The sequence below is a fragment of the Streptomyces caniferus genome, assembly GCF_009811555.1.
In the GTDB taxonomy this organism is placed as follows: domain Bacteria; phylum Actinomycetota; class Actinomycetes; order Streptomycetales; family Streptomycetaceae; genus Streptomyces; species Streptomyces caniferus.
The window spans coordinates 4,734,702-4,756,894 of record NZ_BLIN01000005.1; the positions used below are offsets into that span (position 1 = coordinate 4,734,702).

The following is a 22,193-nucleotide window of genomic DNA, read 5'->3' on the forward strand; positions in this document are numbered from 1 at the left end:
CATGCTGACGAGGAGTTCCGACTGTGCGACGCATGATCGCTTTGTTTGGCGTTGTGGCCATCACCGGGGCGTCCGCCGCGTTCGGGCCGACCGACGCGGAGGCCGTCTCCGGCGTCATCACGTACCACATCCGGCAGGGCAACCGGATGTACCGGATCGAGGACCCCGGCGACGACCACTGCTACGGAGTGGGCGACGGGTACGGCGAGGTGGACAACGACACCCCCACCGACCTCGTCCTGTACAACGGCCGCGACTGCACCGGCTCCGTGGTGACGACCGTACGCGCCGGATCCTGGCTCAACGCACGGTTCGGGAGCCTGCGGCTGAGCGCGGCCGGCCCGCGCTACCCGGAGGACCGGGACGACCGCGACAACCCGGCGCTTGCGGAGAACCCGGAGGACGGGGACGGCCCCGCGCGTTCGGACGGCCGGGAGGATTCGGACGGCCCGGCGCGTTCGGACGGCCGGGACGACCCGGACGGCCCGGAGAACGCCGGTACCGAGAACCCCGACGGTACGGAGAACCCCGACGGTAGGGAGAACTCCGACGGCCCGGACGGCCTTGGGGACTCGGACAGCACTGATCAGCCCGCGGACCCGGATCAGCCCGCGGACCCGGATCAGCCCGCGGACCCGGTGAACGCGGCGGGCCCGGTGAACACCGCACACCCGGTGAAGACCACGAAGACCACCAAGACCACGAGCCCGATGAAGACCACGAAGACCACGAGCCCGGTGAAGATCACTCACCCGGTGAACGCGGCGCACCCGGTCAAGACCGTGCACCCGGCGAAGAACGCGCGCCGTGTGGACAACAGGCGCCGTGTGAACCACGCCCACCCGGCACATCCGGCGTACCCGGTACGCCGGGTCGACCTCGTGGACCGGGTGCGCCCGGGAAGCCCCGGAAGTCCCATGCGCCTGGGAGCCGCGGGCTGAGCTGCGGCCCCCTCAGGTGCCCCACCGGGCCGCCGCGAACTCGCGGAAGCTGCGCGGCGGCCGGCCGGTGACGCGCTCGACGGTGTCCGTGACCCGGTCCTCGGCACCGTCGGCGATGGCGCGGTCCAGGCCGGCCAGCAGGGTGGCGAAGCCCGCGGGCATATCGGCCGCCAGGCGGTCGTGCAGCTGGTCGTAGGTGAGGGAGCGATGGCGTACCGGCCTGCCGCCGAGGGCCGTGAGAGTGGCGGCGATGTCGTCGTAGCTCAGGGACTGCGGACCGGTGAGCACCAGGTCGGCGCCGCGGAGGGGCGGTTCGTCGGTGAGGGCGTGGGCGGCGACGGCGGCGATGTCGTCCGCGTCGATGAAGCCGACGCGGCCCGCGCCGGTCGCGGTCAGGAGGACGCCGCTGGTCCGGATGCTCTCCGCGTGCGGATGGCGGTCGGTGAAGTTCTGCATGAACCAGGAGGGGCGCAGCACCGCCCAGGCGTCGAAGAGGTCCGGGAGTGCCGCATGCACCTGGCCCACCCCCGGACCGCCGGCGGGGATGGCGGAGGAGCTGAGGAGGGCGACGCGGCGGACACCGGCCGAACGGGCCCGTTCGAGAAACGGGAGCATGACGGCGGCCGGGTCCGGGGCCGCGGTGGGCGGGACGAGGTAGAGCCGGGCCGCTCCTCGCAGGGCGGCGTCGTGGGTGGCGGGGTCGTACCAGTCGAAGGCGACGCCCTGGGCCCCGGGCAGCTCGGGAGCACGGCGGCCGGCGGCCCTGACGGGGTGTCCGAGCGCGGCGAGCCGGGGCACGAGGCGGCTGCCGGTGTTGCCGGTGGCGCCGGTGACCAGGATGGTGTCGGGGTCGGTCATGGTCTCGCCGCCTGTCGTGGCGTTGCGGTCGGCCGGGGTCTCGCCGCTGGTCATGGTCTCGTCGCCGGTCGGGGCGTTGCCGCTGGTCGCGGTCTCGTGGTCGGTCATGGTCACTCCGTCAGGACGCGGGGGAGAGCGGGGCCTTCGCCTCGTTCATCGAGGCCGGGACGGCCAGCGGGTTCCAGTAGTCGCGGTAGTGGGTGATCCGGCCCTGTACGACCGTCACCACCGCGATGTACGCCATCTCGTACGGCGCGCCGGTCGCCACGATCCGGCCGACGGCGCGCATCTCGACGACGAGGGTGTCCGGTGCCTCGGTCCGGTGGATCTCCAGGTAGGGGAACGCGTGGAGGTCGACGTGATCGGGGTAGTCCCGCATGTACGCGGCGATGGCAGCCCTGCCCTCCAGCCGCTTCGGGTAGCCGTCGGGGGCGAACGGGAACTCGAAGACCGCGTGGTCGTCGAACAGGGCCACCCAGCCGTCGATGTCCTTGTCCAGGAGTAGTTGCAGCCCGTGGCGGTAGAGGTCTGTCGGTGCTGTCGGTGCTGTCGGTGCTGTCGGTGCTGTCGGGGCCGGGGCCGGGGCTGGTGTCGTGGGGTGGTCGCGTTCGCTCATGGGATGCCTCCATGGGGTGCCCGCCTCTAGACTGGGGCACGATGCGGACCGATGGTCCGCTTACGTATGCCGAGGCTATACGGACCGGCGGTCCGTTTCGTAAAGAGGGGCTCTGCCATGGCCGAACGCAAGGCGCGCGCGGATGCGCTCCGTAACCGCGAGGCCGTTCTGACGGCCGCCGACGCGCTCTTCGCCCGCAGTGCGAGCCCCCGCAGCGTGTCGATGGACGAGATCGCGGCGGCGGCCGGTGTCGGCAAGGGGACGCTCTTCCGCCGCTTCGGTGACCGCACGGGCCTGATCCGGGCCGTCTTCGACGCACGGATCGAGCCCCTGCGGCAGGCCGTGACGGAGGGCCCGGCGCCGCTCGGGCCGTCGGCCGCACCGCGCGAACGGGTACCGGCGTTGCTCGACGCCCTGCTGTGCTTCAAGCTCGACCACCGCCATCTCGCCCTTGCCCTGGAGGAGGCCAGCAGCGGCAGCCCGTACCAGGGGGCGTCCTATGCGTGGTGGCACGCGATCTTGCGGGACACGCTGGGCCGGTTGGCGGGTACGGCGGCGGCTGCCACGCCGGGCGTTACGTCGGGTGTCACGGCGGACGCCACGGCCGGTCCGCCCGGGGGTGGCCGGTCCGGAGATGCTCCGTCCGGGGACGGCCGGTCCGGGGACGGCCGGTCCGGGGCCGACGACTTCACCGCGCACGTCCTGCTAGCCGCCACCCGCGCCGATCTGGTCGAGCACCTCGCCGACCAGGAAGGGGCGACCCCCGACCGGCTGAGGGCCCAACTGGCCGCTTTCGTGGCCAGGGTGCTGGGGGAGGAGGGGCGGGCGGCCTGAAGCCGCCGCCCCGCCCGTCGCTCATCCCCCCCGCCCGTCGCTCATCCCCCCGCGGGGAGGCCGGTCCAGCCCGTCAGTGCGCGGAAGCGCTCGATGCGACGGGCCCGCACGTCCGTGGTGCGGGTGGCCCAGGCGATATGGCCGTCGGGGCGGACGAGGATCTCGCGCACCCCGTCGAGGTCGGCGCGGGAGTCGTGCGCGGTCACGGTGTGGGGGGTCACCCGCTTCCCCCATCCGGCCTGCACGCTCCGCCGCATCTCCTCGTCCCCCGCGAGGTCGAGCAGGACGAACCGGCCGTGCGGGAGGAGTTCGTAGACGCGTATCGTCGCCGAACCGGCCACCGTCAGCGCGAGATCGGGCATCCGCCGCCCCACCAGCGGGTCGGCGTCCGTGACGGCGGGCGGATAGCCGGTGTCCAGCGCGGAAACCAGGCCTGCCAGGCGGCGGTTGACCTCCTCGATGCCCAGGAGGTCCGTCAGCAGAGCCCGCAGTGCGGCGGCCGGCCGCTGGTACGAAGGGAGCAGGGTCAGCTCCGCCAGCAGCGTCTGGACCTCGGTGTTCTCCGTGACCGCCTGCCCGACCGGATGCCGTTCGGCGTGGTAACTGTCGAGCAGGCCGGTGGGCGCCCAGCCGTTGATCTCGGCGGCGAGCTTCCAGCCCAGGTTCATCGCGTCCTGGAGGCCGGTGTTGAGGCCCTGGCCGGCCGCCGGGAAGTGGATGTGGGCGGCGTCGCCCGCCAGCAGGACGCGCCCGGCACGGTAACGGGCCGCGAGCCGGGTGGCATTGCCGAACCGCGACAGCCAACGGGGCTGCGCCACAGCGCAGTCGGTGCCGCAGATCCGTCGCAGCGAGGCCCGGAACTCGTCGAGCGTCATCGGCTCTGCGGACGGCGTCCGGATCCGCTCCGGATCCAGGAGGACGATCCGGGTGAGGCCGCCCGTCCGCCCGTCCGTGCCCTCCGTCTCCTTCATCCCCTCTGGCCCCTCTGGCCCCTCCGCAGGGTCGTCCTCCCCGTGGTCGTCCTCCGCCCCGGGATCCAGCGGTACCGCCAGTACGCCATGGGCCCGCGCCCGGTCGAGGGCCACCGGGTCGACGGTCGCGAAGTCCCCCAGCGCGCCGCTCAGCGTCTCGTCGGTGCCGGGAAAGCCGATCCCGGCGGCTTGCCGCACCACGCTCCGCCCGCCGTCGCACCCGACCACATACCGTGCGCGGACGGTCTCCACGGCGCCGTCGGGGCCGCGGACCTCCACCTCGACGCCGCCCTTGGCCGTTTCCCCGCCCCGCCGCCCGGCGTGCTCGCCGTTGCCGTCGGCGTTCTGTCGCAGCCCGACCACCTCGTAGCCGCGCCGGACCGGTACGCCGAGCTCCTTCGCGCGCTCCGCCAGCAGCCGTTCGGTACGGGCCTGGGCGAGGAACAGGGTGTAGCCGTGCCGGGTGTCCAGGCCGCTGAAGTCCAGCCGGGTGTCCAGCCCCGCGAAGTGCCACTCCGGCACGGGGCGCCCAAGAGCCAGGAACCGTTCCACCAGGCCCCGTTGGTCCATCAGCTCGACACTGCGCGGATGCAGCGTCAGCGCTCGCGAGTCCCGCTGTGCCGCGGTGCGCCGTTCGAGGATCTGCACCCGTACGCCGCCCAGCGCCAGTTCGGCACCGATCAGGAGCCCGGTCGGCCCCGCGCCCACGACGATCACATCGGTGTCGAGCTCGGCGTCGGTGCCGGGCTCGGCGGCGGCCTTCGTATCGGCTTCCGCATCGGCCTCGGCGGCGATGTCCCTGGCGGCATTCATGAGTGGCCTCCGGTCGAGGTTCTGCTCGCGATGCGGCGATCGCGATTCGGTGAGGGAATTCCGTGGCGGATTCCGCGAGGGGATTCCGTGAGGGCGGGCCCGCGATCGCGCAGGGGGACGCCCATGATTTAGTGAACGCTGTTCACGTGAACAGCGTTCACTATAATGAGCGCCATGAGTTCCGCGTCAACCCCCGGCCCTCCCGGTGCCCGTCCCGCCGCCACCACGACACGGGGCCGGCCCCCGAAGCTCGACCAGGCGCGCACCGTCGACGTCGCCCTGGCGCTGCTGGACGAGGTCGGGCTCGATGCGCTCACCATGCGGCGGCTGGCCGAGGCCATGGACGTACGGGCCGGTGCCCTGTACCGCTACTTCGCGACCAAGCACGAGCTGCTGACCGCCATGGCCGAAGCGCTGCTCGCCGACTGCCTCGACCGGCCGCTCCCGTCGCCGGACTGGAGCGAGCGGCTGGCCGAACTGGCCCGCCGGATGCGCTCGGCGCTCCTCAGCCGCCGGGACGGCGCCCGCGTCTACGCCGGTACGCACTCCACCGGCCGGCACACCCTCGGCTTTGCCGACACCCTCATCGGTGTGCTGCGGGAAGCGGGCTTCGCCCCCGACGACGCGGCCCGCGCCGCCCTCACGGTCGTCAACTTCACCCTCGGCCACACCCTGGAGGAGCAGGCCGCCCGCCAGGTCACGGACGACGGGCCGGCCGACCCCGAACGGCTGCGCGAGGCGGTGACGCCGGCGCAGTACCCCCACCTCGCCCCCGCGCTGCCGGTGCTCACCAGCACGGACTTCGCCGCGCACTTCACCTTCGGGCTGCGGCTTCTCATCGAGGGACTGCGGGCCACCGGGCGAGGTCCGGCGTCCCCGGGGGCCGACGGCTGACGGCAGGTGCCGGGCGGCCTGATGCCCGATACCAGGCGGGCCGATACCGGGCGGCCGATGCCCGGCGCCCCGGCTGGCTCCCGCGTGCGTGCGTGGCGGAGTCCGCTGCACCACAGGGACGGGGCCCTGCTCGCTCCTCCCTTCTCCTCTCCCCTTCCGTCTCCAGCGTTCTCAGTGCCCCGGTGATCCGATCCGGATCCATCCGATCCACTGAGAGGGCATGCGCATGTTCGGGGCAGCGACGGGGCTCCGCGACGGATACCGCGGGACGGGAGGCTCGGCGCCCGATGCGCTCAGTTTGGAGGGGGCCGGCCGGGAGAACCGGCGAGGTGTGGTGACGCTGCACCCGGTGGACCTCGTGGTGCCGCGGGGGGTGGTTTCTGGCGGTGATGGGGCCGGGGCGCCCGGGCCGGGGAGCAGGTCCGGCAGGGGCTCGCGGCCGTCGGGCCGCGGGGCGCGGAGCACAGGCCAACGCGCCGCCGGGCCCGGCACCGTCCGGGAAGCAGACGGTCAGCGCGGCGGCATCAGCCCGGAGAGCGTCGCCTCCACGAGGCCGCGCGCATACGACGCGTCCATCGGGCCCGGCCGGAAGACCAGCCGGTAGATCATGGGGGCGACGACGTGGTCCATCACGAGGTCGGCGTCCGGCACCGGCTCGCCGCGGTCGGCGGCGCGGGCGAGGATGACGTCCACCTGCTCGGCGGCGTAGGCGGAGCACTGACCCGCATTGCTGCCGTCCGGATCACCGGCGAGCGCATCGCGGAGGTAGGCCCGCCCCGGGGGCGAGGCCATCTCCTCCAGGAAATGCTCGGCCCATGCCTCCAGGTCCGTGCGCAGCGCTCCGTGGTCGGCGGGCGGGGTCTCCGGGCGGAGGCGTTCGACGGCCACGTCGGACAGCAGTTCCTGGAGGTCGCCCCACCGGCGGTAGATCGTCGACGGCGTGACACCGGCGCGAGCGGCGACCAGGGGAACCGTCAGTGCCGCGCGGCCCTCTTCTGCTTCGAGGGCACGCACGGCTGCGTGCACCGACTCCTGGACGCGGGCGCTGCGTCCCCCGGGGCGGGTCATCGGCCTGGGGCTCATGGCTCCACCTTACGGGCTCGGCGCCTCCCGGGTCCACATAAAAGCAATCCATTTGCGTTAGCTCCGCAGGCGCGTTAGCGTGGCACTTAACGCAAAGATGTTGCCTTTGGTTCGCGAGAGGACAGCTCATGCACGCCGCCAGCGACGCGGTCCCCACCTGGACGGTGGGCGAGATCACCGTCCGCCGTATCGACGAGACCGCGCTCCCCGCGCCCACCGGCCGGTGGCTGCTGCCCGACGCCACTCCGGACGTGGTGGCCGGGGCGCCGTGGCTGCAGCGTGATTTCACCGACCGCGACGGCACTCTCCGCCTGGCCACCCACAGCTTCGCGATAGAGGTGCAGGGTCTGCGCCTCCTCGTCGACACCGGAATCGGCAACGGCAAACCCCGCACCAACCCCGCGTGGAACGACCTGAACAGCGACTACCTCCAGCGCCTGACCGCGGCAGGCTTTGCACCGGAGACGGTGGACCTGGTCCTCCTCACCCATCTGCACACCGACCACGTCGGCTGGAACACCCGCGCGGAAAAGGGCAGTTGGGTTCCCACCTTCCCTCGCGCCCGCTATCTGACGGCCCGTACGGAGTGGGACCACTGGGCAGGCCAGGAGCTGGACGAGGCCCGCCGCCAGATGTTCCGGGACTCCGTCCACCCCGTCCGCGATGCCGGGCAGCTCGACCTGATCGAGGTACCCGATGAAGGCACCGAAATCGTCCCCGGCGTCCGCCTCCTGCCCACCCCCGGACACACGCCCGGCCAGGTCGCCGTGGAGCTGCACAGCGCCGGGCGGACGGCGCTGATCACCGGCGACTGCATCCACCACCCGGTCCAGCTGCCGCGCCCCGACATCTGCAGTTGCGCGGACGTCGACCCCACACAGGCCGCCAGGACCCGCAGCGCCCTCCTCGCCTCGCTCGCCGACACCGACACCCTGCTCCTGGGCAGCCACTTTCCACCGCCCACGGCGGGCCGGGTGATATCCGACGGCGACGCCTACCGTCTCTCGGCCGTCGCCCCGGACCGTCCCTGACGCCACAGGGTGCGAGGCCCAGCCGGCACCGGCCCATGCGCTGGCCGGCGCCCCCGTGGCGGCCCCGTGGCGGTGTTCGTTCGGCGATTCCAACTGACCCGCCGGCCCCCCGGCACCGGCCCTCGCCGCCCCTGAACGGGCGCCCGGCACGCCTTCCGGGTCTCTGTCGGTCTCCTCGCCGCCACCGGCGTCGCCGCGGCTTTCCGCGCGACCGCACCTCGTTTTCCTGTACCGCGCGGAGGCGGGAGACCGCGGAGGGCGACGATCCCACCCGCGGGGCATCGAGTCGACGGCCGACTTCCCGTCAGTTGACGCGCAGTCGGAGCGCTTCCCCCTCCTGATGTCCCGAAAGGCGGGAAGGGGCACCCGCCGAGGTGTGGTTGCCGACGGGCCGGGGTGCGCCTGTCGGGGCAGCTCCCGGTCGCTCCGCCTCCAGAGGCCCGTATTCGGCCCTCTATGACCCCTATTCGGAGAGTTACCACTCGCAACTATTTGAGAGGATTTATGAGAATATCCGTGTATGTCTGAATTTTCACGTAATTCCACTTGTTGGAGGCAGGTGAGCGTCGTAGCTTGGGAGTTGTCGAAGCCGGTAACGGTTCGACAACAAGGAAAAAACCAACGAGGAGGCGAGAATGAGCTTCCGCAAGGTCTTCCCCAGAAGGCGCAATCGCCACAACGACGATTGGGACGACGACTACGGTTACGGCAGCGGCGGCCGCGGACGTCGGCGTCGCAGGAGGTTCGGTCGCGGCCGCAACTTCAGGCGTGGCTTCCGCTACTGACACACACCTCTGAGTTCGAGGCTGGCTCGCGTACGGCGCGGGTCCGCCTCGTCGTTTTAGGGGGCGGTGCCACACGGTCCCGCTCAACAACCCGACCAGCGACGAGATGACGTAGCGATCATGCACCTGCGCAGCTCACGCCGGCGCGGAGAGCGCCCCAAGGCGTCGCCTCAAGAAGGCACGAAATCATCGCCCGTTGGAGAGGGGACACCCCTGGCGGACGATGCCGACGACAACTCCCCCGATTCACCGGCCGGTGCGCGGTCACAGCCGACGCCGGCCCCGGACCCCGCCATGGACCGCGTGTTCCGCGGGCTCGTCGCGGACACGTCGATCCGTACCAGACGGGTGGGCTTCAAGGAGTCCGTGCGGCGCTTCTGGCCGCTGACCCGGGGCGACCGGCGCTGGATCCTTCTGATCTGCCTCACCGCCATCGTCGCCGCGGGCGCGGAGACCGTGGCCATCCTGCTGTTCGCCGAACTCACCGACAACGCCCTGCAGAAGGGCTCGGTCAGCGCCTTCTGGAGGCCCGCCGGGCTGTGGCTCGGCGTGGCCGTCGCCGGTGCGATCGTCGGATACCTGGGCAACTCGCTCGCCGCCTGGACGGCGGAACGGTTCGTGATGCGGCTACGCGCCCGGGTCTTCGACCATCTCCAGACGCTGCCGCCGCACTTCTTCCAGCGCAATCGCCGCGGAGACCTGGTCGAGCGGCTGACCGGCGACGTCGACGCCATCGAACAGCTCGTGGTCTCCGGCCTCGTCCAGGCGGCCACGGCCGGATTCGGCGTCATCTTCTACGCCGGAGCCGCCCTCTGGCTGCGCTGGGACCTGGCGCTCGCCACCTTCGCCCTGGCCCCGCTGTTCTGGCTCGCCACCACCCGCTTCACCGGCCGGGTCAAGGAGGTCTCCCGCCGGGAACGTGCGGCGGACGGCGCCATCACTTCGGTGGTCGAGGAAGGGCTGGTCAATGTCGTCCTCACCCAGGCGTACAACCGGCAGGGGGACGAACGGGAGCGGCTCCGTCGCGAGGCTCACAAGTGGCTGCGGGCGTCGGTCACCAGCGCCCGGCTCAACGAGCTGTACGGGCAGGTGGTCGAGGTCCTCGAAACCTTCTGTGTCCTGGCGATCATCGGCCTGGGCGCATGGGAGATCGCCTCGGGCCGGATGACGCTGGGGCAGCTCCTGGCCTTCGCCGCGTTCGTCGGCTACCTCTACCCGCCGATCCGCGACCTCGGCCAGCTCGGTCTGACGGTCACCGAGGCGACCGCCGGCGCCGAACGTCTCCTGGAGATCCTCGACGCCCCGCCCGCCGTCACCGACCCGGACCCCGCGACCGTCGTCCCGGCGCCGAACCGCGCCATCGGCGCGGTGGAGGTGTGCGAGGTCGGCTTCCGCTATCCGGGCGGCGAACAAGAGGTCCTCCAGGACTTCTCGTTCACCGCGGTGCCCGGCGAACTGGTGGTCATCACCGGCCCCAGCGGCGCGGGCAAGTCGACCCTGGCCGCCCTGCTGCTGCGGTTCTACGACCCCGACACCGGCAGCGTCCGGCTGGACGGCATCCCCGTGAACCGGATGCCGCTCGCCCAGCTCCGCCGGAACATCACCCTGCTGCCCCAGGACACCCTCGTCCTGCACGACACCGTGGAGGAGAACATCGCCTGCGGACGCGACGACGCGACCCACTCCGATGTCATCGACGCCGCGCGGGCCGCCGACGCCGACGTGTTCATCGCCGCCCTCCCCGATGGCTACGACACGGTCATCGCCCCGGGCACCTCCCGGCTCTCCGGCGGCCAGCTGCAGCGCATCGCGATCGCCCGTGCCATGCTGCGCAACGCCCCCGTCCTCATCCTCGACGAGCCCACCACCGGCCTGGACACCCTGGCCACCCAACGCATCCTCGGGCCGCTGCGCCGCCTCGCCGAAGGACGCACCACTCTCGTGATCACCCACGACCTGGACCTCGCCACGGACGCCGACCGCATCCTGGTCCTGGACGAGGGACGCCTGGTGGAGTCGGGCGAACACGACCAACTCCTCGCCCAGAACGGCCTGTACGCCACCCTCTTCCACGCCCACCCGCCGCCCCGCAACGGCTCGGTGCACCCCCTCGCCCGCCCGACTGGCAGCCACTGACGGCAACCGGCGACGGGCGGTAGCGGCCGCCCGCCGCCCCGGCCCTGCTCCCCGCACGGGGAACAGGGTCGTACGACCACCATCGCCGCCCGCAATGGGGGCGGAGCCGTACGACCACCACCGGCACCCGCCGCACCGCCCCACCAGCACCCTGAAACGAGGAGAAGCCCGCCCCCTCCTCCCCCATCCTCACTCTCGGTAGCCACGACGACACGCAAGGCGCATACCCGCCTGGTCCGCCTCCCGGGACCAAGATGGCCCTGTGATTCAGGAGCGCGCGTGACGAGGCCAGCCGCAGCGGGGAGCGACAGCGCCGCCGGAGCCCACCACCTCCACCGGGCGGTCGGATTCTGGGGGCTGATGTTCATCTCCCTGGGATCGATCATCGGCTCCGGCTGGCTGCTGGGCGCCCTGACCACCGCCGTCATCGCCGGCCCGGCGTCCCTCGTCTCCTGGGTACTCGCCTCCACGATGCTCGCCGTGCTCGCGCTGGCCCACGCGGAGCTGGGTGCCACGTACCCGATCGCGGGCGGCACCGCCCGGTTCCCCTTCTTCGCCTTCGGCCCGCTGGTCGGCTTCACCGCCGGCTGGATGTCCTGGCTGCGGTCGGTCCTGATCTCGCCGATCGAGGTCGAGGCCACGCTCTCGTACATGGACCGCATCGGCTGGGTCCACGACCAGGTGCACGTCCTGCACCCGAACGGCACCCTCACCGGGGCCGGACTGGTGATCGCCAGCGTCTTCATGCTGATCTTCACGATCATCAACGTCCTCGGCGTGCGCCTGCTGTCCGGGATCAACTCGGTGACCGCGGTGGTGAAGACGGCCGTCCCCCTGCTGACCGTGGCGGTCCTCATGGCCCTGTCCTTCCACGGCTCCAACTTCACCGCGGGCGGCGGCTTCGCCCCGCACGGAGCGCACGGGGTCTTCGCGGCCCTGCCCGCCGGTGTGGTGTTCGCGCTACTGGGCTTCGAGCAGGCCATCCAGCTGGCCGGTGAGGCGCGCAACCCGCAGCGCGACATCTCCCGGGCGGTGATCGTGGCGATGGCGGTCGGTACCGCGCTCTACCTCCTGCTGCAGATCGCCTTCCTCGCCGCCCTGAACCCCGACGTCGTCAGCCACAGCTGGGACAACCCCGTGGGGAAGGGCAACTTCGGCCCCTACGCCACGCTGGCCACCGTCGTCGGAGCCGGCTGGCTGGCGACCATCCTCTACGTCGACGCCGTCATCTCCCCGGCGGGCACCGGCCTGGTCTACATGGCCGGTGCCGCGCGCCTCTCCTACGCCATGGGACGCGAGCGGGTCCTGCCCAAGTCCCTCACCCAGGTGGGCCGCAGCCGGGTGCCGGTCGTCTCGATCATCCTCGCCTTCGTCGTCGGCGAGATCGCTTTCCTGCCGTTCCCCAGCTGGCAGGCGCTGGTGAGCGTGGTCACCTCGGCGGCGGCGATCATGTACGCCTTCGCTCCGGTGGCGCTGTACGCCCTCCGCCTCCAGGACGGCGGCCGCAACCGCCCCTACCGGCTGCCCGCCGGCCCCGTACTGGCGCCCGCCGGTTTCGTCTTCGCCAACCTGATCTTCTACTGGTCCGGATACGAGGCGGACTGGAAGCTCGGCATCGCCGCCCTGCTCGGCTTCGTCGTCCTCGCGCTCACCCGCCGCGGCATCCCGGCGGCCGAACGCAGCGGCCTGCGCGCCAAGTCGGCGCTCTGGGTATGGCCCTGGCTCGGCGGCATGATCCTCATCGGCCGCTTCGGCCGCTACGGCGGCACCCGCGCCCTCCCCGCCTGGTGGGACCTGATCATCGTGATCGTCTTCAGCCTCGCCATCTTCTACACCGCCGTACGCCTGGCCATGCCCCCCGAGGCCGTGGACGCCGCCGTCCAGCACGAGGAGGAGGGCGAGTCGGTCCCGCCGGCGCCCGGCGCGGCGCGGTGACGGTCACGTCGACGGGCGCGACAGGAATTCATCGGGTGTGCCGGTATGGTCCGGGGCCGGGGCACGTCAGCGTCTCCGCGCCGATGAAGTGCGTGGCTGCCCAAGCCCTGCCACGACCCTCCCATTGCCCAGGGAGTGTCGGCGCGCACCATGGGGGCGGCTCAGCCGGTAGCGGAGAAATCCAGGCAGCGAAAGGCGTCATGACCAGCCCCTCCTCGTCGGCGTCGAGGTTTTCCCGCTGGCCAGCGCTGTCTGCGGCCTCGCCACCGACGTCGCACTGCTGACGCCCCCTCTCCGTGGTCACCCAGACCTATCCGGAGGGCTGGGGCCCTGGCGCTGGGGAGCCCGCTCGTAGCCCTCGGCGTGGCCGCCAGGACCGTACTACTGGGCGGGATACTGCCCCGACTCCCCGACGTCAGATACCAACGAGGGGATGTACGAGGGCAGAGCGAGGCGCAGCGGCGCCGTCGGGCCTGCCCTCCTGAGCGCCGTGGCTGCCCTCAGAGCGGACTCGTCCGCGCGGTCACACCGGCATCGGGAGGCTCGACGAGCGCCGAAGCTCCGGCTCACGGCCATGCGCTGGCCTTCACTGTCGCGGCCTGCTGCGCGCCGGCCGCTGCGCCGTGGCGACCTGCCTGCCACGGCCCCGTCCTGGATAGCCCGGGCCCTCGATCGCTGCATACGTCGATCGGGCTGGTGCAGCGACTCGAGCATGACCGGAACGCGAGAGGCCGACGTGGCCGAGGTGCCGGGCCCCGCGATCCGCCAGGAGCCGGCCCACACGCTCTAGTCGTCGGAACCACTGCCCCCGCCCACGCCCCGGTTCCGGCGCGAGTGCCCCGCCTGACGCACCAGTGCGCGCCGGCAAAACGACTAGCACTGCCCGAAGAACGAAGGCACCGGCCTCAAAGCAGTCGGGCCCTCGTTTGCCTGATAGACGGCCGAACGCGACGAAGGTCCGGACCGACGAGCGGTCAGGCCTTTCAGCGAGCGGAGGGTACCCACGCTTTCCGTCGCGCTTATTGCAATCTCACTACCATGCTCGAAATGTTCCACATTCGAGCCGCCTATGTCGTCTGGGCTGCTCGTTGCGGAGCGTCTCGTGAGATGCACCTACCCGATCGCTCCTCTGTCGGCATTACCGAGCCACTTGTCACTGATGTTGATGGCAGGCTGAATAACCTCAGGATATCGATCCGGAGGGTACTCCTGTTGGATCTCTTTCCCTGTTCGTCGATCTTTGATGATCTTCACGCCGGCCGCCTTCATTTTCTTGAGAGTGCCAATGGCTTCACCCGAAACCAGGGCGTTGAACGCTTTAATGGCCTGAGCTGATTGCTGAACACTGTCCCTGCTCACGAGCCCACGATTCACATTGATCATGGTGTTCGTGTACAAGGCTCGAGGGTCTTTTCCGACGAATTCTCGACTGGCCTCGCCGATGCCATCAAAGAATAGATCGGCGATGCTGTCCGGCCATACTTCGGTAATGATTTTGTGCGCGACAATCAATCCCGTCGCGCTGGCGTGGCATTGCTTTCCCGTGCTCACCAGGCGGACGATATGCTCTTCGTCGACCGGCCATCGTGGGACCAGCTCCTGCAGCTGTTCGGCAGTCAGCCGCCCGCTGGTCCACCTCATCCAGTGGAATCCCTTTGCGCGGTTTGCAAGGATCTTCAGCGCGGCCGCATAGACGTTGGAGTTACTCTGCTTCATCTCCGTGATCTGCGCGACGAAGTCGCCGGCCGAACGGACGCGACCGCCGTCGATCGCAGCGAAGGTGTCCGGGCTGAGGTTGTACGTGACCTGCGCGGTCACTGTAACGCCGGTCTCGATAATGGCAGCTGCTCGGTGCTGTCCGTCGATGAGGCAGCCATGCCAGTCCAGCGCGAAGCCTTGGTGCGTGGTGCGAAACTGCCTATTGCGCAGAATGCTCTTGAACTTGTCGACGTTGGAACGCTTCAAGGGGACACGGTTGCATGTCCTCTTTTCCATCCAGGTTGAGCACTTATCGGGCGTCACCTCGATGATCTCCGAGTATGTGCGCGGATCGTCGCTTTCTTCCTCGGTCACGTCCTGCCCTTTCCTGGCTTTGTGTCGGATTCTTGCAAGTTCGAATGTGGCGCGAATGTGCGCCTCACTTTCTCTCTGGATGCTAGGGGAGGGCGCCTTCGGCCGACACTTGATTGCTGCACTGCGCCCATGAGTGGCCAATCAATCAATAATCAAGACCGCTATTGTCATTTTCTGATTATTTTTTTCCCTCGGATGGTCGGGATCTGAGGGTAGGTCGCGCCGTCTCGCTCTACCCATCCACCCCGCTCCTCTGCGTGCGAACCTGGCACCGCATTGCCTGGAACGCTGCGCACAGTGTTCGCGCTGTCTCATAGGGCGTTTCGCGGATGGGCCCCCGCGGGCCGTGCCTGACGACGTCTAGGGCTGCAGAATCACCCTCTGCCTGACAGGTGCTGGGATCTCACACGAGCCCAGGTCGCGGGGTTTTGCGGCAGTACATCCAGGCGCCCCAGAGACATGCCACGACCTGCACATCAGCGCTTTCCTGGCCAGACTTCCTTCATGGGGCGGCCGTGGGCATGGATGAGACGACGACACCTCCAGCCGCAATCCGTCAGGCGAGTAGACCCGCGGCCCATTCGCCAAGACGTTCAGCGAACTGGAGCGTCGGCGTGATTCTGGAACGTCCGTGAGGTCGGTCAAACGTGAACAGTCAGATCCCGTCCGCCTACTGGGTGGAGAACTTCGCCCCCCCCGGGCACGGTTTCAGAACCTCATCGATGGCTAGCGCGTCGCGCTCTCCCCCTCCATATCCGGCGTCGGCGCTCGCCGATTGGCGAAGGTGAAACGGGAGTGCTGGGAAGGTTCCACAAGAAGGTGCAGGTCGGCGGGGGTTCGGTCGGATCCGGCCAGCAGGCGCTCCGGACCGTATGTTCGGCGCTGACCGAAGCTGTACGAAGACGTCACTTCGCCGTCGATCCCGCCACCATCGCCAAGGCGGCCGCCTCGAAGGGGAGTTTGGCCGAGCCCTAGTCGAATGAGCAGGTGTAGTGGATCTTGAAAAGGGGTGGAGCGGCACCGCACAGCGCCCGCAGAGCCATCGCCCTTGCCCTCGGCCTCCGCCGCCGAGGGATCCTCGGCCTCCTGTGGATGGACGTGGGTTGGGTGGTCGGAGTGATCCGGGCCGCCCATGGCCCGACGATGTCCGAGGTGCAGGCACTGCTGTTGTGGCGACGGCTGAGGGCGAAGCCCGACTGTGGCACGGAAGATCGAGATCGTCGGACAAGATCTCCTGCGGAGCTGGCGTAGCGCGTGTGCCCACCTCACGGATCTACGGAGCCAGGGGGCGCCCTATGGCGTGGTCTGACGACGATCACATGGTTCCGGAGTGATGGGTGCGCTGATGATTGCTACATGACAGGCCTGGCCAGCAGGTGGGGTCCTGCTCGGGGCAGTGGCACTCTCGGGCTGCTCGGCGAGGTGACCAGCTGAGGCCGCAAACGGCGAAGGTCGCGGCCGGAAACCGGTCAGGCCCCAGCTGGAGCACAAGTCCACCACGTCGCGTGCGGGCCGGCGCACCATCGGTCTGCCTGGTCCTCTGATCAAGATTCTCGGCAGCACCGGGAGCCCAGGGCCGGCAGCGGCACGCGGCTGGTACGGAGTGGGAGGGCAAGGGGTATGTCCTTCGCCTCACCGATTAGAGGTCCGCTCGGCCCGAACGCCAACTTCCACGTCTGGGCGCCACTTCTTCGGGACGCGAACGTGCAGGACGGGCAACTTCGTGATGCGCATCACACACAGTAGGGAGCGTTCTGCTGCTCCTAGGTGCCCCGGACGTTGCGGTCGAGCGGTCATGGGGCCCGGGGGCGCGGCCCGGATGCGCGCTCGGTGCATGCACGTGACGGGGGCGATGCTCCGCCAGGTCGCGCAGCGGATCGCAGACGCGCTCTGGGTGCTGCCCGGAGCCAACTGGGGCGAGAAGTGAGACGGGAGAACCGCGAAGGGCCCCACCGCAAGCGGTGGGGCCCTTCGACGTTGTGCCCGGTGAGAGCACTGGCGGAGGATACGAGATTCGAACTCGTGAGGGGTTGCCCCCAACACGCTTTCCAAGCGTGCGCCCTAGGCCACTAGGCGAATCCTCCGCCGCAAACAATACAAGACGTTGGGGAGTGCTCGCGAACATGATCCGGGGGCAGGGGTCGGCGAGGGAGTGGAGTGGGTCGGGGGCGGGAGTCCGGGTCGTTTCTCGGGCGGGGGATCCGCTACTGTGGTGCGCAGCCCCTCACGTGGCGCTATCTGACTGAACTCCCCCAGGGCCGGAAGGCAGCAAGGGTAGGTCGGCTCTGGCGGGTGCGTGGGGGGCGCTTGCGTTTGCGGGGCCGGTCGGTTGTCAGTGCGGCCCGATATCGTCGTATGCGTGTCGTCCCTTGCGCTGTACCGCCGCTACCGCCCCGAGACCTTCGCCGAGGTCATCGGGCAAGAGCACGTGACCGATCCGCTGCAGCAGGCATTGCGGAACAACCGGGTCAACCACGCCTATTTGTTCAGCGGGCCGCGAGGTTGTGGCAAGACGACCAGTGCGCGGATCCTGGCGCGCTGCCTCAACTGTGAGGAAGGTCCCACTCCCACACCCTGCGGGACGTGCCAGTCGTGTCAGGACCTGGCCAGGAACGGCCGGGGCTCGATCGATGTGATCGAGATCGACGCCGCCTCGCACGGTGGCGTGGACGACGCTCGTGAGCTGCGGGAGAAGGCCTTCTTCGGGCCGGCCAGCAGCCGCTACAAGATCTACATCATCGACGAGGCGCACATGGTGACCTCGGCGGGCTTCAACGCCCTGCTGAAGGTCGTCGAGGAGCCGCCGGAGCATCTGAAGTTCATCTTCGCGACGACCGAGCCCGAGAAGGTCATCGGGACGATCCGGTCGCGTACGCACCACTACCCGTTCCGGCTGGTGCCCCCGGGGACGCTGCGGGAGTACCTGGCCGAGGTGTGCGGGCGGGAGGAGATCCCGGTCGAGGACGGGGTGCTGCCGCTGGTGGTGCGGGCCGGGGCCGGGTCGGTGCGTGACTCGATGTCCGTGATGGACCAGCTGCTCTCCGGCGCCGCCGCGGACGGTGTGACGTATGCCATGGCCACGGCCCTGCTCGGGTACACCGACGGGTCGCTGCTGGACTCGATCGTGGAGGCCTTCGCCGCGGGGGACGGGGCGGCGGCCTTCGAGGTCGTGGACCGCGTCATCGAGGGCGGCAACGACCCGCGGCGCTTCGTTGCGGACCTGCTGGAGCGGCTGCGGGATCTGGTGATCCTGGCGGCCGTGCCGGAGGCGGGGGAGAAGGGGCTGATCGACGCCCCGGCGGACGTCGTGGAGCGGATGACGGCCCAGGCGTCCGTCTTCGGGGCGGCGGAGCTCAGCCGGGCCGCGGATCTGGTCAATACGGGCCTGACGGAGATGCGCGGGGCGACCTCGCCGCGGCTGCAGCTGGAGCTGATCTGCGCGCGGGTGCTGCTGCCCGCGGCGTACGACGACGAACGGTCGGTGCAGGCGCGGCTGGATCGCCTGGAGCGTGGCGCGGGTGCGGCGCTGCTGGGCGGAGCCGGCGGCGTGGGCGGCGGCGCGGGGCCCGGCGCCCCTCCCGGGGCCGGGGCGCCCGTGGTGGCGTCCGGTGGCGGGCCCGCGGCCGAGTACGTACCGGGGCCGGAGGCGCATCCGGCGATGCCGGCTGCCGGGCCGTCCGGACCGGCAGCCGCGCGTGCCGCGGTGCGGGGCGCGATGGGCGGCGGTGCGAGTGGCGGTGCCGGGGCTCCTGGTGGCCCGGCTCCCGCTGTCCCGGCGGCACCCGCCCCGGCGGCTCCCGCTCCCGCTGCGCCGAACGCCGGTGCGGCCGCGCCCGGCGGGGAGCAGCAGCGGGGCGACGGTGACGGTGCGGCGGCGTCCCAGGGCGGCCCGGTCCAGGGCGGCCCGGCGCAGGCTCCGCAGGGCGGTGCGCCGGGCGGTGGCCAGGGTGCGGCCGCGCGGCCGGGGGCCTGGCCCGGGAGCACGGGCAGGGGCAACGGCGGCGGTGCTGCGGGCGGGAACGGCCCCGGCGCCGGCAGTGGAGGTGCTGCGGGCGGAAGCGGCCCGGGCGCCGGACGGCAGCCCGGTGGGTGGCCCACGGCCGTGGCTCCGGGGCAGGGCGGCCAGGCGCCGCAGGGCGGGGAGCCCGCTCCCTCGCCGCAGCCCGCGCCCGGTCCGGCGGCCGGTCCGGCCGCGCCCGTAGCCCAGCAGCCGCAGGCCGCGGCGGCCCCGGGGGCGGCTCAGGGTGCCGCTCAGGTGCGGCAGATGTGGCCGGACATCCTGGATGCGGTGAAGGCCCGCAGGCGCTTCACCTGGATCCTGCTGAGCCAGAACGCCCAGGTCTCCGGCTTCGACGGCACGACGCTGCAGATCGGCTTCCCCAACGCCGGTGCCCGCGACAGCTTCGCCAACGGCGGCAGCGAGGACGTCCTCAAGGACGTGCTGGCCGAGCGGTTCCAGGTGCAGTGGCGGGTCGAGGCGATCGTCGACCCGTCGGGCGGCGCCAATCCGCCGGCCGGCGGTGCGCCCCGCAGTGGCGGTGGCGGCTTCGGCGGCGGAGGGGGCGGTGGCTTCGGCGGTGCGCCCGCCGCGCCGCAGCAGGGCGGACAGCAGTCCTCACCCCAGCAGAGCGGCCCGTCGGCGCCCTCGTCGCCCGGGGGCCAGTACGGACAGGGCGGTGGCGGAGCCGGCAGCGGCAGCGCCGGCGGCAGCCAGGGCGCGCGGATGGCGCGGGAGGCCGTCTCCCCGTCGGCGTCCGCGGGCGGCGGGCAGTCGGGGCCCGCGGCGGAGGCCTCGTACACCCCGCCCGAGCCCCCGATGTCGATCGAGTACGACATGCCGGCCGAGGACGACCCCGACCTCGTCGACTCCGCGCTCAGCGGCCACGACCTGATCGTCCGCGAACTCGGCGCGACGGTGGTCGAAGAGTTCAACAACGAGTAGTCGACGAGTCGACAATGAGTAGCTGACGCATCAACAGCGCGTGGGCGGCGCGCGCCGGCAGGGCCGGGGCAGGGGCGCAGAGTGGGTAAGCGGGCGTACACCAGGCGTACACCCGTGCTCCTCCCTCCGGCGTAGGGCGCCGGGCCCGTGAAACACGTAGGCTCGGGCTACCGCACCAATCGTTGTCGTATGGCAGGAGTCACGTCGTGATCCCCGGTGGTCAGCCCAATATGCAGCAGCTGCTTCAGCAGGCCCAGAAGATGCAGCAGGACCTCGCGGCCGCCCAGCAGGAGCTGGCGGAGACACCCGTCGAGGGTTCCGCGGGCGGCGGTCTGGTCAAGGCGACGGTGACCGGCTCCGGTGAGCTCCAGAGCCTGGTCATCGACCCCAAGGCGGTCGACACCGACTCGGCGGAGGAGACCGCCGAGACGATCGCCGACCTCGTGCTGGCGGCGGTCCGGGACGCCAACGCCAGTGCCCAGCAGCTGCAGCAGCAGAAGCTCGGTCCGCTCGCCCAGGGTCTGGGCGGTGGCGGAATCCCAGGTCTCCCCTTCTGAGGAGTAGCCAACTAGCGTACGCATCACGGCAGAAGAGAAAGAAGACGTTCCGTGTATGAAGGCGTGGTCCAGGACCTGATCGATGAGTTGGGCAGGCTGCCCGGCGTCGGTCCCAAGAGCGCGCAGCGGATCGCCTTCCACATTCTTCAGGCCGAGCCGACCGATGTCCGCCGGCTCGCGAACGCGCTGATGGAGGTCAAGGCGAAGGTCCGGTTCTGCGGCACCTGCGGCAATGTGGCGCAGGAGGAGCAGTGCCGGGTCTGCCTGGACCCGAGGCGTGATCCGGCGGTCATCTGCGTCGTGGAGGAGCCCAAGGACGTCGTGGCGATCGAGCGGACGCGAGAGTTCCGCGGTCGCTATCACGTCCTCGGCGGGGCGATCAGTCCGATCGAGGGCGTGGGACCCGACGACCTGCGGATCAGGGAACTGCTGGCCAGGCTCGCGGACGGCACCGTCACCGAGCTGATCCTGGCCACCGACCCGAATCTCGAGGGCGAGGCCACGGCCACATATCTGGCGCGCATGATCAAACCCATGGGCCTGAGAGTGACGCGGCTGGCGAGCGGTCTGCCGGTCGGCGGCGATCTTGAGTACGCGGACGAGGTCACGCTCGGGCGGGCCTTCGAAGGGAGGAGACTTCTCGATGTCTGATGCCACGCTGCACAACGCGACCCAGGACCCGGACGACTTCGCCGTATCGATCTCCGATTCGGTCGAGAGTTTCATCGTCGCGGTGACGGAGGTCGCCAAGGGCGACGAGCCGGACAGCGCGGTTCCCTTCCTGCTGCTGGAGATCTCCCAGCTGCTGCTCACCGGCGGCCGCCTGGGCGCCCACGAGGACTTCGTCCCCGACGAGCGGTACGAGCCGGACACCGGCCCGGAGCCGGACGTCGACGAGCTGCGCGAGCGCTTCGCGACCCTGCTCGACCCGGTGGACGTCTACTCCGAGGTCTTCGACCCGTACGTGCCGCGCAGCGAGCCGGTCGCCAGTCGGATCTCCGACGATCTGGCCGACATCATCACCGACCTGCGGCACGGTCTGGCGCACTACCGGGCGGGCCGGGTCAGTGAGGCCCTGTGGTGGTGGCAGTTCTCCTACCTGTCCAACTGGGGCCCGACCGCCTCGGCCGCCCTGCGCGCGCTGCAGTCGCTGGTCGCCCACGTACGCCTCGACCAGCCGCTGGTCGAGCTGGACGGCCTGGACACCGACAGCGACGTCACCGGCGACGAGGAGCGGCTCGCCGAGGAGGCCGGAAAGGTCATGGCGGCGGAGATCGCCGGGCCGCTGGGGCTCCGGAGGGTGTGAGCCACGGCGCGGGCGCCCGGGGAGCTCCGGGCCGGCCGCGCCGCCGAGGCCCCTGCGCGGCGCCCTGGGCCCCTGCGTCGGGCCCTGGCATCGCTCGCGCTCGTCGACGTGCCGACACTGCCGCAGTGCGCCCGTGCGCGTGCCTGTGGCCGTGCCTGCGCCGCCGTAGTGCGCTCGTCGCGCGCCGTCACCTTCGCCGCGCGCGATGCGCCCGCGCCGTCCGCCCCGTGGGCCTCTCGCCGTGCCCGGACCTTGTGACCTGGGTTACGTTTTCGTGTGTACCGGCCAGAAGCGGGCATGTGCTCGCCGGGCAGGCGCAACGGTGCGCCTTGTGGAGCCGCCGCGGGACGTGAAATTCACGGGACAGGTGATCACGGTGAGAACCCGTGTTCAACCAGTGAGTCTCATGTCTCACGAT

The 22,193-nt window shown here is 70.8% G+C and carries 16 protein-coding genes, 1 tRNA gene and 1 other RNA gene; 12 read left to right on the top strand and 6 right to left on the bottom strand.

The window, feature by feature from the left end; genetic code table 11:
- Positions 1-32: 32 nt before the first annotated feature.
- Positions 33-941, top strand: coding sequence for an ICP22 family protein (locus Scani_RS37305; RefSeq protein ID WP_174872808.1), 909 nt, complete (start codon positions 33-35; stop codon positions 939-941).
- A gap of 12 nt (positions 942-953) precedes the next feature.
- Here the strand turns inward: Scani_RS37305 and Scani_RS37310 are convergent, their stop codons facing one another.
- Together Scani_RS37310 and Scani_RS37315 are read right to left on the bottom strand one after the other, a co-directional pair.
- Complete coding sequence (locus Scani_RS37310) at positions 954-1,799, bottom strand: NAD(P)H-binding protein (RefSeq protein WP_159482601.1); 846 nt, start codon at positions 1,797-1,799, stop codon at positions 954-956.
- A gap of 118 nt (positions 1,800-1,917) precedes the next feature.
- The gene (locus Scani_RS37315; protein WP_159482073.1) at positions 1,918-2,415 is read right to left on the bottom strand and encodes a nuclear transport factor 2 family protein; all 498 of its coding nucleotides are present in this window, start codon (positions 2,413-2,415) and stop codon (positions 1,918-1,920) included.
- A 117-nt stretch (positions 2,416-2,532) separates the two neighbouring features.
- On the opposite strand from Scani_RS37315, the gene Scani_RS37320 reads away from it, so the two are divergent.
- Positions 2,533-3,249, top strand: a complete 717-nt coding sequence (locus Scani_RS37320; RefSeq protein WP_159482074.1) for a TetR/AcrR family transcriptional regulator — start codon at positions 2,533-2,535, stop codon at positions 3,247-3,249.
- 41 nt (positions 3,250-3,290) lie between these two features.
- Here Scani_RS37320 and Scani_RS37325 read toward each other — a convergent pair whose 3' ends face one another.
- Positions 3,291-5,033 (bottom strand): FAD-dependent monooxygenase, encoded by a 1,743-nt coding sequence (locus Scani_RS37325; RefSeq protein WP_159482075.1) that lies wholly within the window; start codon positions 5,031-5,033, stop codon positions 3,291-3,293.
- Positions 5,034-5,207: 174 nt separating this feature from the next.
- Between Scani_RS37325 and Scani_RS37330 the strand changes: the two genes are divergently transcribed.
- A complete protein-coding gene (locus Scani_RS37330) occupies positions 5,208-5,927 on the top strand; it encodes a TetR/AcrR family transcriptional regulator (RefSeq protein ID WP_159482076.1) in 720 nt (239 codons plus the stop codon).
- Between the two features lie 510 nt (positions 5,928-6,437).
- On the opposite strand, the gene Scani_RS37335 is transcribed toward Scani_RS37330, so the two are convergent.
- Positions 6,438-7,010, bottom strand: coding sequence for a TetR/AcrR family transcriptional regulator (locus Scani_RS37335; protein WP_159482077.1), 573 nt, complete (start codon positions 7,008-7,010; stop codon positions 6,438-6,440).
- A gap of 128 nt (positions 7,011-7,138) precedes the next feature.
- Between Scani_RS37335 and Scani_RS37340 the strand changes: the two genes are divergently transcribed.
- The 4 genes from Scani_RS37340 (at position 7,139) to Scani_RS37355 (ending at position 12,897) form a co-directional block, all read left to right on the top strand.
- Positions 7,139-8,041 (top strand): MBL fold metallo-hydrolase, encoded by a 903-nt coding sequence (locus tag Scani_RS37340; RefSeq protein WP_159482078.1) that lies wholly within the window; start codon positions 7,139-7,141, stop codon positions 8,039-8,041.
- A gap of 635 nt (positions 8,042-8,676) precedes the next feature.
- Positions 8,677-8,826 carry a hypothetical protein gene (locus Scani_RS37345; protein ID WP_159482079.1) on the top strand — a complete coding sequence of 50 codons (150 nt, stop codon included), beginning with the start codon at positions 8,677-8,679 and terminating at the stop codon, positions 8,824-8,826.
- Positions 8,827-9,120: 294 nt separating this feature from the next.
- The gene (locus tag Scani_RS37350; protein ID WP_159482080.1) at positions 9,121-10,962 is read left to right on the top strand and encodes an ABC transporter ATP-binding protein; all 1,842 of its coding nucleotides are present in this window, start codon (positions 9,121-9,123) and stop codon (positions 10,960-10,962) included.
- 279 nt (positions 10,963-11,241) lie between these two features.
- Positions 11,242-12,897 (top strand): APC family permease, encoded by a 1,656-nt coding sequence (locus Scani_RS37355; RefSeq protein ID WP_159482081.1) that lies wholly within the window; start codon positions 11,242-11,244, stop codon positions 12,895-12,897.
- Positions 12,898-14,010: 1,113 nt separating this feature from the next.
- Here the strand turns inward: Scani_RS37355 and Scani_RS37360 are convergent.
- Together Scani_RS37360 and Scani_RS37370 are read right to left on the bottom strand one after the other, a co-directional pair.
- On the bottom strand, positions 14,011-14,970 hold the full coding sequence (locus tag Scani_RS37360; RefSeq protein ID WP_246296381.1) for a hypothetical protein: 960 nt from the start codon (positions 14,968-14,970) through the stop codon (positions 14,011-14,013).
- Positions 14,971-16,966: 1,996 nt separating this feature from the next.
- Positions 16,967-17,054 (bottom strand) — tRNA-Ser (locus Scani_RS37370).
- 131 nt (positions 17,055-17,185) lie between these two features.
- On the opposite strand from Scani_RS37370, the gene ffs reads away from it, so the two are divergent.
- The 5 genes from ffs to Scani_RS37395 all read left to right on the top strand — a co-directional run bounded on the left by ffs (position 17,186) and on the right by Scani_RS37395 (position 21,775).
- Positions 17,186-17,284: signal recognition particle sRNA small type (gene ffs, locus Scani_RS37375), an RNA gene on the top strand.
- Positions 17,285-17,329: 45 nt separating this feature from the next.
- Entirely contained in the window at positions 17,330-19,912 is a 2,583-nt protein-coding gene (locus Scani_RS37380) for a DNA polymerase III subunit gamma and tau (protein WP_159482082.1), read from the top strand.
- Between the two features lie 206 nt (positions 19,913-20,118).
- Entirely contained in the window at positions 20,119-20,469 is a 351-nt protein-coding gene (locus Scani_RS37385) for a YbaB/EbfC family nucleoid-associated protein (protein WP_086718527.1), read from the top strand.
- A gap of 51 nt (positions 20,470-20,520) precedes the next feature.
- Positions 20,521-21,120, top strand: coding sequence for a recombination mediator RecR (recR, locus tag Scani_RS37390; protein ID WP_018089931.1), 600 nt, complete (start codon positions 20,521-20,523; stop codon positions 21,118-21,120).
- Positions 21,113-21,775: a DUF5063 domain-containing protein gene (locus Scani_RS37395; RefSeq protein WP_159482083.1), complete on the top strand. Its 663-nt coding sequence runs from the start codon at positions 21,113-21,115 to the stop codon at positions 21,773-21,775. The genes recR and Scani_RS37395 overlap by 8 nt, the downstream gene beginning before the upstream one ends.
- The last annotated feature ends 418 nt before the right edge of the window (positions 21,776-22,193 follow it).

Bases quoted from the DNA above. Each gene is read 5' to 3' on its own strand.
- Scani_RS37340 (WP_159482078.1), top strand. From the start codon at position 7,139: ATGCACGCCGCCAGCGACGCGGTCCCCACCTGGACGGTGGGCGAGATC.
- Scani_RS37345 (WP_159482079.1), top strand. From the start codon at position 8,677: ATGAGCTTCCGCAAGGTCTTCCCCAGAAGGCGCAATCGCCACAACGAC.
- Scani_RS37395 (WP_159482083.1), top strand. From the start codon at position 21,113: ATGTCTGATGCCACGCTGCACAACGCGACCCAGGACCCGGACGACTTC.
- Scani_RS37320 (WP_159482074.1), top strand. From the start codon at position 2,533: ATGGCCGAACGCAAGGCGCGCGCGGATGCGCTCCGTAACCGCGAGGCC.
- Scani_RS37315 (WP_159482073.1), bottom strand. From the start codon at position 2,415: ATGAGCGAACGCGACCACCCCACGACACCAGCCCCGGCCCCGGCCCCG.
- Scani_RS37325 (WP_159482075.1), bottom strand. From the start codon at position 5,033: ATGAATGCCGCCAGGGACATCGCCGCCGAGGCCGATGCGGAAGCCGAT.
- Scani_RS37310 (WP_159482601.1), bottom strand. From the start codon at position 1,799: ATGACCGACCCCGACACCATCCTGGTCACCGGCGCCACCGGCAACACC.
- Scani_RS37330 (WP_159482076.1), top strand. From the start codon at position 5,208: ATGAGTTCCGCGTCAACCCCCGGCCCTCCCGGTGCCCGTCCCGCCGCC.
- Scani_RS37335 (WP_159482077.1), bottom strand. From the start codon at position 7,010: ATGAGCCCCAGGCCGATGACCCGCCCCGGGGGACGCAGCGCCCGCGTC.
- Scani_RS37305 (WP_174872808.1), top strand. From the start codon at position 33: ATGATCGCTTTGTTTGGCGTTGTGGCCATCACCGGGGCGTCCGCCGCG.
- Scani_RS37350 (WP_159482080.1), top strand. From the start codon at position 9,121: ATGGACCGCGTGTTCCGCGGGCTCGTCGCGGACACGTCGATCCGTACC.